Source organism: Phascolarctobacterium faecium (assembly GCF_003945365.1).
In the GTDB taxonomy this organism is placed as follows: Bacteria; Bacillota; Negativicutes; order Acidaminococcales; family Acidaminococcaceae; genus Phascolarctobacterium; species Phascolarctobacterium faecium.
This window is the reverse complement of sequence record NZ_AP019004.1, coordinates 1,141,151-1,155,733: the sequence shown is the minus strand read 5'-3', so window position 1 is coordinate 1,155,733 and position 14,583 is coordinate 1,141,151. Positions and strand designations below refer to the sequence as shown.

Sequence of the window (14,583 nt, the reverse complement as noted above, 5' to 3'; positions counted from 1 at the left end):
TTATTTTCCCTTCATCAATTGTTTTGCCAGTCTGCTCGACAGAGCGTTGATAGCAACAACGATCACAACTAAAATTACAGCCGTCGCATAAGCCTGTTTCATGTACAAACCCTCGCTGGCCAGCACATACATATGTACTGCCAGAGTTCGTCCTGACGACAGCACCCCGTCAGGAAGTGCCGCCACCGTACCGGCTGTATAAATAAGCGCTGCCGTTTCGCCTACGATTCTGCCAATGGAAAGAATAACGCCCGCCAGAATACCGGGAACCGCTGAAGGCAGAACTACGGCAAAAACGGTCCGCAGCTTGCCTGCCCCTAAGCCATAACTGCCTTCACGGTAGCTGTCAGGGATAGCTTTTAATGCTTCTTCTGTCGTGCGCATGATAAGAGGTAAAATCATGATCGCAACAGTACAGGCGCCGGCAAGTAAGGAATAGCCCCATTTCAAATAAGTAACGAAGAACAGCATACCAAACAAACCATATACAATCGAAGGGATACCGGCAAGAGTATCAGCAGTTACACGTACCAAGCTTACCAGCCTGTTGCCGCGGCTGGCATATTCGACCAGATAGACCGCCGCAAATATACCAAGCGGAGTCGCAATAGCCAGCGCCATTATTACCATCAGCACTGTATCAACCAAAGCAGGAAACAGAGAAACATTTTCTGAATTATACTGCAAAGCAAACAAACCTGTTTCTATATTTGGCAGCCCCTGCCACAAAATATACCCCAGTAAAAAACTCAACACCATGAAAGTAATCAGCGCTGCAGCAATCACACAGCCCAGTAAAAACAACGACAGCGGATCGCGTCCGCATTCATGCAGCTTACGGTTAAGCTGCGCTTTTAAACCCGTCATTGCTGCACCACCTTACCTTTCAGGTACGAAAAAGTCAAATTAATAATCAGGATAAATACAAACAGAACAACAGCCGTTGCAATCAACGCATCACGGTGCAGATCCGCAGCATATCCCATTTCAATGACAATATTTGTTGTCATCGTGCGCACGCCTTCTAAAATACCTATAGGCATTCTGGCCTGATTGCCTGCGACCATAATTACAGCCATCGTCTCGCCGACGGCCCGTCCCATTCCCAGAATGATCGCCGCCATAATCCCCGACTTGGCAGCCGGCACGACTGTAAAAAATACACTGCGGACATGCCCTGCTCCTAAAGCCAGAGCCCCTTCATAATAACTGTCAGGCACCGCACGCAACGCGGCTTCAGCGACGCTGATCAGTGTCGGCAAAATCATCATGCCTAAAAGCAGTGAAGCCGTAAGCATACTGCTGCCGGTACCGCCGATATGTTCACGGATAAACGGGACCATCACTACCAGTCCGAAAAAACCATAGACAACTGAAGGAATACCAGCCAGCAATTCTACAGAAGGCTTCAGCACATTGTATATTTTCTCAGGACAGAAACGCGCCATAAAGACAGCCGTCAAAATCCCGACCGGAACTCCAACGACGATCGCTCCCAGCGTAACGTACAAGCTGCCCAGGATCATCGGCAGAATGCCGTAGACATCGTTGGCAGGACGCCATCTTTCTCCTAAGAAAAAATCTGCAGCGCCGATTTTGCCGATAGTCGGCAGCCCGTTGGCAAACAAAAACAGACAAATCATAGCTACTGTAGCGATAGAGGCACACGCCGCCAGCAGAAAAACAAACTTCATTATTTCTTCTTTACGCTTCTCCATACTCCCTCACATTATACAGGCGGCTGCCCCTAGAGGCAGCCGTTAGTTTACAGTGTTCAGTTTTATCTGCTTACAGTTTATTCCATTCAGTAATCTTGCCGGTAAAGATCGCTTCGACCTGTTCTTTTTTCAGATCGCCGACTTTATTATCTTTATTTACGATTACCGCAATACCGTCAGTAGCGATAACAGTTGCTTTTAAGCCCTGTTCCAGCTCGCTCTTCTTCAAGTCGCGTGAAGCCATACCAATGTCACATATACCGCTGACAGCAGATTTAACGCCGGTAGTGGAATCACTGCTCTGGATCTCGATATTAGCAGCCGGATTGATTTTCATATACGCTTCTTTCAGTTTCTCCATTGCCGGAGTTATGGAAGACGAACCTGCTACAACTACTTTACCTGCCGGTTTGGTTCCTTTATAAGGCGCAGCTTTGTCATCGCCGATGCAGCCGGCCTTAGCTACTACCTCCTGGCCTTCTTTTGACATAATGAAAGCAACGAAATCCTGGGCAACTTCGCTCAAACCATCTTTCGTACAGATATTGAACGGACGGGCGATTTTATAAGCACCGCTTTTTACATTGGCTGCACTTGCTTCTGCACCATCGATTTTCAGCGCTTTTACTGTATCATTTAAAGAGCCCAGTGAAATGTAGCCGATAGCGTCTTTATTACCGGCGACAGTAGTCATCATGACCGAAGTATTATTGGTAATGGCAGCATTATCAGTAGTATGGTCGATTTTTTTGCCGTCAGCATCCTTCTTCTCAATACCGAACAATTCTATAAAGGCACCGCGTGTACCGCTTCCATCCTCACGGGAGATAACAACGATCTTACTGCCTGCTGCCGCATTATCAGCCTTCTTTTCCGATTCACTGCTGCCGCAGCCGGTAAAAATCATCGTACTCATTGCTGCTAATAAAATACCTGCTGCTTTTTTGTTCATTTTCATCACTATAGCCTCCAAAATTTTTATGATTTATTTTTAGTTTTCTGACTATGGCTATAGCATATCCCAGCAAAGTAAAATCCGTTAGTGCAGTTTTGTAAAATCAATGTAAAGTTTGTAAAACGAACTGTTTTACAAAAAACAGCCTCCAACAAGTAATAAAACTTGTTGGAGGCTGTTAAAGATTATTTTTAAAGCGGAAGCTTGACTGAAATCGCTTCGCCAGCTCTGAACAGTATGGCATCTAACGCCTTCTGTGCAACTGATCCGCTGCCGATAAAGAAATAGTCAGTAGAATCTTCAGCTTTTATCAAATATTTTTTATTATAAAGTTCTTTATCATTCTTTAAATCCACGATCCGCAAAACCAGCCCGGTTTCCACATTTTTATCAAAATATATAAAATTAAAATGTGTTTCTTTTGTAATGGGCTGCAGCTCGGTATAAACAAAATAATCTGCCCCGCAGCCATCAACCTGCGCCGTCAATTCTGCAAATGAAGCTTTTTCGAATGACTTTTCTTTGAAGTTTTCACCATAAGGTTCAGCATCGATTTCAAGATAAATTCCTTCGATTTTCTTCTGCAGCTTTTCCAATGCTATTTGGGTAAGCTTTTCATCATAACGTGTTCCGGCGATATTGTTAAACACCAAAAGCACGCTGCTTTTCTGTCGCAAGCTTTTAGCCGCTTCAGCTTCGCAGGCCGCAGTAAAAAATACAAATATCATTAAAAAGACCCCCATAAGCCTTTTATCAAAATATTTTTTCATTATAGAACCTATTTTTTATCAGCAGCTACCGCAACAGGTTTTTCTTCCGGCAATCTGACAGTTAAAACAGAAGTGATCTGTTCGTTGATCTTATTCAGGGCTTTCATGGCAACCGATTTATTACCTATGCCGCCGATCATTGTGCTGTCGGAAGCTTTCTCAGTAACCTTGCCATTATATAAATATTTACCATTTACCAAATCAATGATTTTCAATGGTACAGTAGTCGTTATATCTTTACCAACTGTAAAGAACGTCACTTTGTCTCTTGCTATAAACGGCTGCACTTCAATAAAAACGACATAATCAACATCTTCACCTTCAAAAGCATCAACTATATCGGCTCTTTCAGCCGTAGTAATATCAACAATACCAACTTTGTTTAACTTTTCGATATATGGTTCACCATTGATATAAATATATTTATCATCATTGATGCATTTTTCCAAATTGCCTAAAACCACTCCATCTACTTCGTCATTATAAGTAGTCTCGGCATTATTTACATAAAGCACAGCTACTTTAGGCATATTTTCCATTCTTTTGGCTTTTTCTACCTGATATACCGGGTCTCTCTCCACCCTGATTTTTTCCATTCTTTCACGCATAGACACAGGAGCGTCAGCAGGTTCTGCAGCAAGTGCCGTAGCTGTGCTGAGTGCAAAGATCATAGTTAATAAATACAAAATTACTTTCTTCACCATTATCCCACCATTCTTATTTTTATGGACTTCCATAAATTCTTTACTGTATCTGATAATTTATCACCTCTTAATTCTACAGGTAAAACTTCACCCAATTATTATTCTTATAGCAAAAATACTATGCAAATACACTTTAAAGTTTTGCTTGTATTTTTATAAATAAATCATAACACACATACATATATCCAGCAATACTGTTAAAATAAAATTACAAAAAAATAATCTTATCACACATTTTTCAAACAAAGCCATCTATGTTATAAAATCACAAAGCGGCAACACAATAAATGTGTTGCCGCTTTTGCAGACAAACCTGAATACCTTGTTACGAATCATTAATCTTCTTTTTGAAGTTCTTCCTGTACATAATTAGGCAGAGCAAAAGCACCGAGATGTACCCCGGGATTATAATAACGATTTTGCAGCCCAAATTCAGACCAGCGTTTAAAGTCCACATCTTTCACTGGATCAAGACCTTTCGAAGCAAACCCGAACAACCAGTGTCCAGAAGAATAGGTAGGCATATAAAATTGATAAACTGTTGCTATGGAAAATACCGAAGCAAGTTTTTTATGCGCCCGGCGCATTTCATACGCATATTCTTTATAGTAAGGTGATTCGTGCTGATTGATCAAGATACCCTTATCATTCAGCGCCCGGTAGCAATTGCGGTAAAACTCGGTCGTAAAAAGACCTTCGCCAGGTCCAAGCGGATCTGTAGAATCGACGAGTATCAAATCATATGCACCCTCAGGCGCGTCTTGTACGAATTTTAACCCGTCGCCAAAAATCAGATTGATCCGCGGATCATTATCCAGCGCACAAGCAGTCTGTGGAAAATATTTCTGGCACAGACGTACGACACGTTCATCGATTTCGACCATATCTACCTGCTCTACTGTTTTAAAGCGGCAGACCTCACGTGCAGTACCACCGTCACCGCCGCCAATGATCAAGATCTTTTTGATGTCCGGATTAACTGCCATCGGCACATTACTGATCATTTCATGATAAATAAATTCGTCCTTTTCGGTAATCATAATCAGCCCGTCTAAAGTGAAAAATTTACCAAAAGTTTCCGAATCAAAAAAGTCTATTTTCTGAAAGGGAGTCTGCTCGCTATATAATTGCTCTTTGACCAAAATCGAAAGTTTGGCGTCGGGAGCGTGAAATTCAGAAAACCATAAATCCAGCATACTTACTCCTCCTTAAAGATTGATGCGGTCCATATTTTTGCCGTAGAAGATCTCGTCCATTTCATGACGCAGCTTGGCCTCAATCCGTTTTACTTCGCCTGGATGCAGCTGTTCTTTGCTAAGCCCGAACAGATAGTTATCAAGGTCGAAATCTTTGAGCTTACACTTGGTATGGAAAATATTTTCCTGATACACGTTCACGTCTATCATCTGGTAATGTTCCTTTACCAGCTCAGGGATATAATCTTGAATTGAAGTGATATTGTGATCTATAAACAGTTTATGTCCTGTAATATCACGCGTAAAACCACGCACACGGTAATCGATAGTCATAATGTCGGTATCGAAACTGTGGATCAGATAATTAAGCGCTTTCAGCGGTGAGATCTCACCGCAGGTAGATACGTCGATATCGGCCCGAAAGGTACTGATACCACCGATAGGGTTATATTCGGGATAGGTATGCACCGTGATATGGCTTTTATCTAGATGGGCTAAAACTGTTTCCGGTAAAGGGCCCGGAGCGGAACTGTTATCTTCAGCACCAACGCTGTGCAGACAGCCTTCGGCAATGAGGATAGTGACACTGGCGCCCTGCGGCTCATAATCCTGCTTGGCGATGTTCAGAATGTTTGCTCCGATAATGTTGGAAACATTTGTTAAAATTTCCGTAAGACGGTCGGCATTATACTGCTCGTCGATATACTGCAGGTAAGCCTCCCTGTCTGCTACCGTCTTAGTGTAGCAAATGTCGTACATATTAAAGCTCAGGCTTTTCGTCAGATTATTGAAACCATGTAGCTTTAATCTCTTTACCTCTTTCTCCAATTCAACAAATCAGCTCCTTGTCACCAAATTTATTGCAAGTTTGCAATATGGATTATATTTATTATATAGGCAAACTCTGGCAAAAACAATAAAATAAAAAAATACTTCCTACGTTACGTAGGAAGTATAAAAATCCAGTTTAGCGCATATTGATGAATTGTAAATCTACGCCGAAGTCGCCTGCTTTCAGCGTTTGGATAACAGCCTGAAGATCGTCTTTTTTAGCTCCGCTGACGCGTACCTGATCGTCCTGCATCTGAGCATTGACTTTCAATTTAGTCGCTTTGATCGCGGCTACGATCGCTTTGGCTTTTTCCTTCGGTATACCCTGCAGGATAGTAAGTGTCTGGCGAACTGTGCCTTTGGATGCCGGCTCTACCTTACCCAGCTCCAGGCAGCGCAGCGGGATATCACGTTTAGCCATACGGGCACGCAGCATATCGATGATAGCGTTCAGCTTATATTCGTCTTCAGCTGCCAATTTGATACATTTTTCTTCTAATTCGATGCTGGCATCACTGCCGCGGAAATCATAACGCTGGGCGATCTCCTTTTTCGTTTGATTGACCGCATTGTCCATTTCCTGCATATCGACCTGCGATACAACGTCAAAAGAACTGTCTTTAGCCATGATGTCACTCCATTCATTGATTTGTTAATAATAATATTATATCAAAAAATCGAGAGCTTGTCATTTCGTCAGCGTCACCGTATCGATCAGCTTGCCGTCCTGCTTCAGGCTGGTCACTGTCAGCTTGCCGTCATTAACAGTCAGCTTCATATAATTAGGCTGGTCAAGCACGCCGTCAAAAGCGACCTCCTGCGGCTTGGCACGCGAACCGGCCCATGTTTTATCACCACTGCGGCCCGAAGAAATATAGATCGTTCCCTGTGATGCCACATTACCGTTTTTAAACGGAGCAGAACGGCCGTAGGTATGATTATGAGCAGAAAAAACTACATCGACATTGCCACGGTCAATAACCGGAAAAAGTGCCGAGCCCAGTTCATTGGGTCTGCCGTCCTGATAGCGGAACAGATTACGGTGCACCAACACGATTTTCCATTTCTTATCACTGGCGGCCAGATCGCGCTCCAGCCAGCTCACCTGACTTGCGATCAGTTCAGGCTGCCACTCGTTTAATTCCTCCTGCTGCGTATCGATTACAGAAAAATGCACATCGCCGTAATCATAGCTGTAAGCCTGCTTCTGCAAACCCTCCGGCCCATTCAGGGGCAGATCGAACAAATTAAGATATAAATCGCCGCGGTAAGGTTTCCATTGCAGCGAATAATTTTCATGGTTGCCACTGATAGGAGCAACCGGAATCTGCGGCAACAGCCCGGACGCTCCACGGAACCAACTGCGCCACTGGCTGTATTGCTCGCCGTTATCTACAAGATCGCCCATATTGATGAAAAAGGCGGCTTCCGGATCGTGACTGTAAGCATAAGCGGCAGTCTTACGCCAGACATTATAATCAAGGCTTTGCGAATCGCCGAAGATCAAAGCCGTAAAAGCGCCTCCGGTATCTGTTTTCAACGTTTGCCAGGCAGAAAATTCTTTGCCGCCGCCAGCCCTGTATTCATAAACAGTTCCCGGCTCCAAAGCTGTCAGCGTCACACTTTGCTGATAAACCGTCCCTGAATCTGTTGCAAATTCTTTACCCTGCGCCCGCACCCTGTGAAGCTCATTTTCGCCCTGCAGCTTATATTCCACCCAGGCATCGCTTTCCGGCGCCTGCGTCTGCCACATAATAGTCCGCGAGGTTTTACTGTCGGCAGTAATCACCTGCCGCAGCTGCTGCGGCTCGTAACGCGCAGGCTGTTCGGCGCCGCAATATTGACGTTCATAAAAAAAGATACCGATCCCGACCACGGCAAGCATCAATGCCAGCAGGCCAGTTTTTGAAAAAGCTTTACTCCATCTCATTTTTTCCCCTCTCTCCCGCTACCATACTGTTTTATGCCAAGCTATACCGCTCCCAAAAGACCGTAATTACCTGCCGCATAAAAAGCAGTTCCGTAAAAAATGTTGATATCATTGCGGAAAAGGACGACAACAGCGCCCTCTTCTTTTTCCTTGTTTAAATTATATAGGTCTGGTCTGCGCTCCAGTCAAGAAAACATTTTGTGAAAAATAATAGGACCCGCCGATAATATTTTCCGGCGGATCCAAAACGTATATGCTTTATCAGTCTATGATATTTTGCTTGTAATCGTGATAACAGCTTCTCAGCTTCTCCATTGTTTTTACCATTTCCAGCTTTAACTTGGAGGCGGCATCAAAATCGCCGCGGCTAAAAGCATCGCGGATCATAGTAAAGATACACGGAGCCTCGACAGAATCTTTAGCCAACATAACACGCAGCGCTGCGATCTTCTCCCACAGCTCATCGTCACATTTATTATAGAAGCCAGTGTCATGCAGACATTTCATTGCCACGATCTCAGCATGGAATTCGGGGATGATCCTGTTTAAGAGCTCGGTCTGCCAGCGAACCAAGGCACCTTTGGCAAAAGAATCGATAAATTCTGCGCGCAGGATATTGCCGCTGGTAAGAGCAGCTTTCTTTTCAGGATATTTATTAAAGCCGCACATATTTTCCCACACAGTTGCAGGCGGTTTACCAAACAGACGGCTGCGTTCTTCCTCGCTGAAGTCTTCAAAAACATCATCTTCGCTGCGGTATTCGCGGTCTTTTTCCAGATAGAAGCCTTCAACGCCGGCCTTTTTGGACAATTCGGCTTCCAGTTCCTTCAAATTTTTGCCTGATTCCACACAAGCCTTGATTCCATCCCACATTGCCAGATAGAAAGCAGCGATAGCAATATAGGTATTAGTATAAGGATTAGGCGAACGCATTTCTATACGGGTCGCCATCGGACTGTCGATATCGCGGATCAAACCTGCCAGAATCGTACGGTTACGGGAAGGGACCTGCGGACTGATACCCAAAGAGGTAACGATACAGACAGGGGCTTCAAAACCTGGCTTCAAGCGGTTCAATGAATCGATCGTAGCTGAAATAAAAGGATTGATGACCTCATAGTTCTTCAAAAGGCCCATCATTGAACCGTAACCGATAGCGGACAGAAAATCCGCTTTCATATCGCCGGGCGCAAACAGATTGACCATTTTACCATTTTTGAGTTTTGCGGCAATACCGACATGGGTATGTTCTCCGCTTCCTGCAACGCCGGGGATCGGTTTAGCCTGGAAGGAAACTTCCAGACCGTTCATCCGAAAAACCTCTTTAACGATAATGCGGGCCAGCAGTTCGTTATCAGCAGTTTGTAGACCGACGTTAAATTTCCAGTCTACTTCCAGCTGTTCCATAACATGCGTCATATGACCTGCGCCGTCGATCTGTCCACGTACGCCGCCGCATTCTTTATGGCCCATTTCCGGTTCCAGACCATAAGCTTCCATCATTTCTATAGTCTGTTCTAAAGCGGTACGCACGTTACCGCGGGTACGCTGCCAGTATTGCTCCTGCATCATCTGCGAAGAAGAAAGGGCTTCGATCGGTGCGTCTTCGCGCGGAGATTTGACCCAGAATTCCAGCTCGGTAGCACAGGTAAAGACCAGTTTTTCGATCTGAGACAGGTCAACATGTTCAAGACCTGCTATCTGCGGATGTTTTTTGAACATTTCCAGCATTTGTGCTTCCACATAATCCAGGCTGTTTTGCAGGATCGAACGGGAATCAACAAAGATTTCGTTGTGGATCAGGAAACAGGGTATGCGCAGGGTTCCGACCATTTTACCTGTCTGAGCATCAAAATGCTCGTAATTATAATCAATATACCAGTTGACACTTTTGTCGACCTTCATATCGACGCGGGCGTTATTTAAAGTAGCAATGCCCGGCAAAACAACGGAAGAACCATCAGTCTGAGCAGCCATACCTTCCAGGAAGCTGTTGATATCTTCGATAAATAAATTGATGGGCACTTTTTCGTCGGTATCGTTACCGGCAAAGTCAACACCCATAAAAGAAACAAATTTGATTTCCGGGTGCATTTCCAGCAAAGCCTTCAGTTCCTCCGGGGTTTGCTGTTCAGGGTTAATGTAATACAACATTTCTTTGTTCATCATAGCAATCACTTGCGGCACTGTGCCGCGCTCCTTTCCCAATGCTGAAGCTGAAATACAAATATAAAAAGGACCTTCCTATTTTTAAGCAATAAAATAGAAAGATCCCCATTGATCTATCGCCATCATTATAACAAACAACAGTCAGGCTTGTCCAGTGTTTAAAACAAACTTTAAGCACTTTTTTTAACCAAACACCAAATATCACTTGCTCAAAAGCCGGATCAATATTTCTTCCAGCTTTTCAAACTGCCGGCCGCCATAGCGGATTTCGATATTGAGCTGTGATAGTTCCAAAAGTGCCCGTTCCAGTTCACCCAATCCAAAGCGGCGGCTCTGCTCCGCCATTTTTTTTACAGCAAAAGGCGCGGCTTTTAACTCTGAAGCGATCTCGGCCTGCGAGGCCCTTCCTTCCAGAAGTTCTTTGACACGTCCAAGACGTCGCAATTGGAACGAAACCAGGCCGCATAGCGCCAGCACAGTATTACCGTGCTTACGTTCTTCACCCAAAAGCTCCAAAGTCTGCCCCAGCTTCTTTTCGGCAATGGCGTTCAGCAGCGCAAAGCGCGAAACTTCAGGCAACGCAGCGAAAGTCTGCTCGATATCATCTTTGGTCCAGATCTTACGTTCACCGGCGTAAACCGATAGTTTTTCGATTTCCTGTTCCAGCAGCAGCAGCGGCGCATTGTCAGTTACCGACAGATATTCCATGATCGTTTGTGACGCTTCATAATCAAAACGGCAGCCGCGCAGCGCAGCCTGTTCGTCCAGCCAGGGCTTCAGCTGATAGGATTTGAGAGACTTGCATTCCACCATCGCAGCAGTTTTAAGCAGGCTTTTATAAAGTTTACCGCGTTTATCGATTTTTTCGCCTAACAGCAGTACCTGACAATGTTCAGGCACATCCGCCAGCAGTTCTGCCAGCTCTTCCTGCTGCTGTTTGCGTTTTTCGCCGCCATCCTTACCTCCCCACAGCTTTTCATCTTTAATGATAACCAGACTGCGTCCTGAGAAAAAAGGGTAGGTATTGACAGCAGCAGATACTTCCTTTATATCCGTATCACGCTCAAAAACAGTTATTTCCCTGTCTTCCAGCGCGGCGTCGCCAAAAACAGCCCGCGGTAAAGCAGCGGCTATTTTATCTTTATAATAGCCTTCTTCGCCGAACACTGCGATTACACCAGCTACCTGTGTACCGGCACTTAATTGCTGCATAATTTTTTCTGCCGTGATTTCCATGTTTGTACTCCTTCAAGCCACTAAAAAAATTCCTTCTGATACCGATAACTATAACATTTTACCTGGCTGCCGTCAAAAATGATTTTAAGCGCTCCGTCCTGATCTGTACGCCGCACCTGAGCCCCGCAGGCTGCCAGACGCTGCAGCGTTTCACTGCCAGGATGGCCGTAGCTGTTGGCCGCACCGACTGAGATAACCGCCAGCTGCGGACTGACTGCCGCTAAAAACGGCATTGAAGAAGAAGCATTACTGCCATGGTGACTGACCTTCAATACCTGACCGGGCTGAATCTGTCCCGCTGCCAGCAGTTCCTCCGTTTCTGTTGCATCACCTGTAAAAACAATGCTGCCGTCAGCAGATACAACCCTCACGATCAGCGAGCTTTCATTTGCATCGCTGTCAGCTCTGCCGACAGGCGCGCTGATGATCTGTATTGCAGTATTGCCCAGGGAATAATTTGTGCCGCTCTCGGCATATATAAGCTGCGCTTTGGTATTCTTCAGCAGTGCCTGTATATCTGCTGAAGGCTGTTCCTGAGGCAGAATGAGCCTGCGTATAGGTATATTTTTAGCTACTGCGGCCGCTCCTCCTGCATGGTCGTGGTGTCCGTGGCTTAAAAGCAGCATATCCAGACTGCGAATCCCCAGGTAACGCAGATAGGGCAGAACGATACGGCTGCCCGTATCATAGTCACCACGCAGACCACCGGTATCAATCAGCAGCGTCTGACGCTGCGGTGTTACGACCAGTGCCGCATCCCCCTGTCCCACGTCGATAAAATGTACGGTCAGAGGCTGCGGCCTGAATTTATCATAAATCCCGATCCCCACCAGCATACAGCAGCATAAACCGATCAGCAACCGTCTTTCGCAAGCAGTGAAATCATCCCAGTCGCTGCTGCCGAAAAGCAGCAACAACAGTAAATAATAGACAGCGCCGCATAAAAGAGGCCAGCTGCCAACAGTGACAGTTGCCCAGCCGCCGGATGCCAGCCAGTGAATGATATTCAGCAAGGGGTGCAGTAAAAGCCCTGCCAGTAAAAACAGCAGCTTTCCCAACCCAAATATCGGCAGGAGGGCATATCCCGCCAGTGTCAGCAGTAGTGCCAGTTCCAGCAGCGGTACTAGAAGCAGATTAGCTGCCAGCCCACTCAGTGAAAGCTGATGAAAATAATGGATCAAAAACGGCAAAGCCGCCAGCTGTGCTGTTAAAGATACTGCCAGGATCTCGGCAATCCCCACAGGTAAGTAACGGGTACACAGGCCGCTCAGTACCGGGTAGAAATACAGCAGCCCCGCTGTTGTGGTAAATGATAACTGAAAACCTGCGTCCCAAAGCCAGCGCGGTTCATAGCAGAGCAACAGTATGACCACAGCACAGAAAATATTACTGCGCTGCGGCAGCCTGCCGCTAACACCGGCTCCAAATAGTGCCAGTGACATAAGCAAAGCCCTCAGTACAGGCGGTTTGAACCCGCACAAAGCCGCATAAAAAAATAAAATCCCTGCCAGCAGCGCCATAGTACAGTGGTTACGGCGCCGCAGCAGTACAAGCAGAAAGCCTGTCACCACTGCTATATGCGTACCAGATACAGCCAGCAGATGCGCCAATCCCACAGCAGCAAAATCTTCCCGCGTCTGCGCGCTGATACCGTCGTAACCACCTAAAGTCATACCGGCTAAAACAGCCCCGGCCTGTCCCGGTACAGTATGCTGCAGATTTGAACGCAGCCCTGCAGCCAGTCCGCCGATATACTGCCTGATACTTTGTCCGTCCCCGGACAAATACAGCTCACTGCCTTTTATAGACATTCGCCCTTGTAAATCCTGCAATTCGCTCCACAGCCCGCCATCCCAACCACCCGGATTGGCAAAATCAGTCAATGGTTTAAGCGTTCCCTGTACAATAACGCCACTGGTTATTTTCTCGCTAAGATCCTGCCCTTGGACGAGCACACGTACTTTACCCGATACTGCGATTGCTGTATCGGGTAAAGAGCTGCCAAGTTCCGCACTGTTTGTCTGCACCGCTTGCTGCAGCGTATGACAGGCAAGCACCAGACTGGTTCCCTGCGGCGTTACTTTGACACTGCCAGCTTCCACTCTGCCGAAAAGCCGTACTTCCTGACCGGTAAAAGTCTGCAAAGGCAGCTGCGGCTGACGCATGGCCCCGCTGCCACTGGCAGCGCCACAACAAAAACACAAACCAATACCTGCCGCGGCCAACAACTTTACTCCAGCCTTTTGGCGGCAGCCCCAGGCAAGCAGCAGCAGAAAAAATGCCGCCAGTATCAATGCTGGTATCAACGGCAACAGCTTACTGAGCCCTGCGTGGCAGCCAAGCAGAAATGCCAGTGTGGCGGCGACAATGATCTGTTCCAGCTGACGCTGCATCACAGCTCCAGATAAGGCTGCATTTTGCTAAACTTGGCCTTACCGATCCCTTTGACCTTCATAACATCCTCGATACTGGCAAACCCATGCGCCGCCCGATACTCAAGTATACGCTGCGCGGTAATATCACCGACCCCAGGCAACGCTGTCAGTTCGGCAGCCGTAGCCGTATTCAAATGTACCTTGCCGCCAGCTTTTGCTGTGCCCCTGCCACTCTCAGCAGCAGTCTTTACCGAGACCAAAGTATTTGCGCCTGCTGCCTCAGCAGCTGCACCTGCATTTACCGGCGCAGTCTGCTCACGCAATTGCCTGGCACTTAACCGCGGCACATTTACCTGCATACCATCTTTCAGCAGCTTTGCCAAATTAACTTTATCGGGATTAGCTTCCAGTGTCATTCCTCCGGCAGCGGCGATAGCCGCAGTAGCTCTGCTCCCTGCGGGAATTTCATATAAACCCGGCTTTGCTACCGCACCGCTTACATATACCTTGACTCCCCGAGTCTGTACCGCACTGATACCAGCTGCCGGTACAGGCACAACAGCAGCAGTATCCTGCGGGCTGCTTCCCAGCAGACTGCCGCCGGCACATAAAACTACGGCAGCCCCCAAAGCTGCTACTTTTCCTCTCAGCCCTCGTTCCATCATCGCTATCCAGCCCCTTTAAAACGCAAAAAAGCAG

Annotated in this window: 13 protein-coding genes; all 13 read right to left on the bottom strand. The window is 46.4% G+C overall.

The window, feature by feature from the left end; translation table 11 throughout:
* On the bottom strand, positions 1-867 hold the full coding sequence (pstA, locus tag PFJ30894_RS05635; RefSeq protein ID WP_113077221.1) for a phosphate ABC transporter permease PstA: 867 nt from the start codon (positions 865-867) through the stop codon (positions 1-3).
* Entirely contained in the window at positions 864-1,718 is an 855-nt protein-coding gene (gene pstC, locus PFJ30894_RS05630) for a phosphate ABC transporter permease subunit PstC (protein ID WP_113077222.1), read from the bottom strand. The genes pstA and pstC overlap by 4 nt, the downstream gene beginning before the upstream one ends.
* Positions 1,719-1,788: 70 nt before the next feature.
* Positions 1,789-2,676, bottom strand: a complete 888-nt coding sequence (locus PFJ30894_RS05625; RefSeq protein ID WP_021718899.1) for a substrate-binding domain-containing protein — start codon at positions 2,674-2,676, stop codon at positions 1,789-1,791.
* Positions 2,677-2,864: 188 nt separating this feature from the next.
* Entirely contained in the window at positions 2,865-3,401 is a 537-nt protein-coding gene (locus tag PFJ30894_RS05620; protein WP_125669238.1) for a hypothetical protein, read from the bottom strand.
* A 50-nt stretch (positions 3,402-3,451) separates the two neighbouring features.
* Positions 3,452-4,147 carry a hypothetical protein gene (locus tag PFJ30894_RS05615; protein WP_125669237.1) on the bottom strand — a complete coding sequence of 232 codons (696 nt, stop codon included), beginning with the start codon at positions 4,145-4,147 and terminating at the stop codon, positions 3,452-3,454.
* Positions 4,148-4,482: 335 nt separating this feature from the next.
* Positions 4,483-5,343 carry a polyamine aminopropyltransferase gene (speE, locus tag PFJ30894_RS05610; RefSeq protein WP_125669236.1) on the bottom strand — a complete coding sequence of 287 codons (861 nt, stop codon included), beginning with the start codon at positions 5,341-5,343 and terminating at the stop codon, positions 4,483-4,485.
* Positions 5,344-5,355: 12 nt separating this feature from the next.
* The gene (speD, locus tag PFJ30894_RS05605) at positions 5,356-6,171 is read right to left on the bottom strand and encodes an adenosylmethionine decarboxylase (RefSeq protein ID WP_021718903.1); all 816 of its coding nucleotides are present in this window, start codon (positions 6,169-6,171) and stop codon (positions 5,356-5,358) included.
* Between the two features lie 139 nt (positions 6,172-6,310).
* A complete protein-coding gene (locus PFJ30894_RS05600; protein ID WP_021718904.1) occupies positions 6,311-6,802 on the bottom strand; it encodes a YajQ family cyclic di-GMP-binding protein in 492 nt (163 codons plus the stop codon).
* Between the two features lie 60 nt (positions 6,803-6,862).
* The gene (locus tag PFJ30894_RS05595) at positions 6,863-8,104 is read right to left on the bottom strand and encodes a purple acid phosphatase family protein (RefSeq protein ID WP_125669235.1); all 1,242 of its coding nucleotides are present in this window, start codon (positions 8,102-8,104) and stop codon (positions 6,863-6,865) included.
* A gap of 261 nt (positions 8,105-8,365) precedes the next feature.
* Positions 8,366-10,270, bottom strand: a complete 1,905-nt coding sequence (locus tag PFJ30894_RS05590) for a type I glutamate--ammonia ligase (protein ID WP_125669940.1) — start codon at positions 10,268-10,270, stop codon at positions 8,366-8,368.
* 204 nt (positions 10,271-10,474) lie between these two features.
* Positions 10,475-11,509: a DNA polymerase III subunit delta gene (gene holA / locus PFJ30894_RS05585; RefSeq protein ID WP_125669234.1), complete on the bottom strand. Its 1,035-nt coding sequence runs from the start codon at positions 11,507-11,509 to the stop codon at positions 10,475-10,477.
* Between the two features lie 20 nt (positions 11,510-11,529).
* Positions 11,530-13,902, bottom strand: a complete 2,373-nt coding sequence (locus PFJ30894_RS05580) for a DNA internalization-related competence protein ComEC/Rec2 (RefSeq protein WP_125669233.1) — start codon at positions 13,900-13,902, stop codon at positions 11,530-11,532.
* Entirely contained in the window at positions 13,902-14,549 is a 648-nt protein-coding gene (locus PFJ30894_RS05575; protein WP_113077229.1) for a helix-hairpin-helix domain-containing protein, read from the bottom strand. Before PFJ30894_RS05575 ends, PFJ30894_RS05580 begins: the two co-directional genes overlap by 1 nt.
* Between the last annotated feature and the right edge of the window lie 34 nt (positions 14,550-14,583).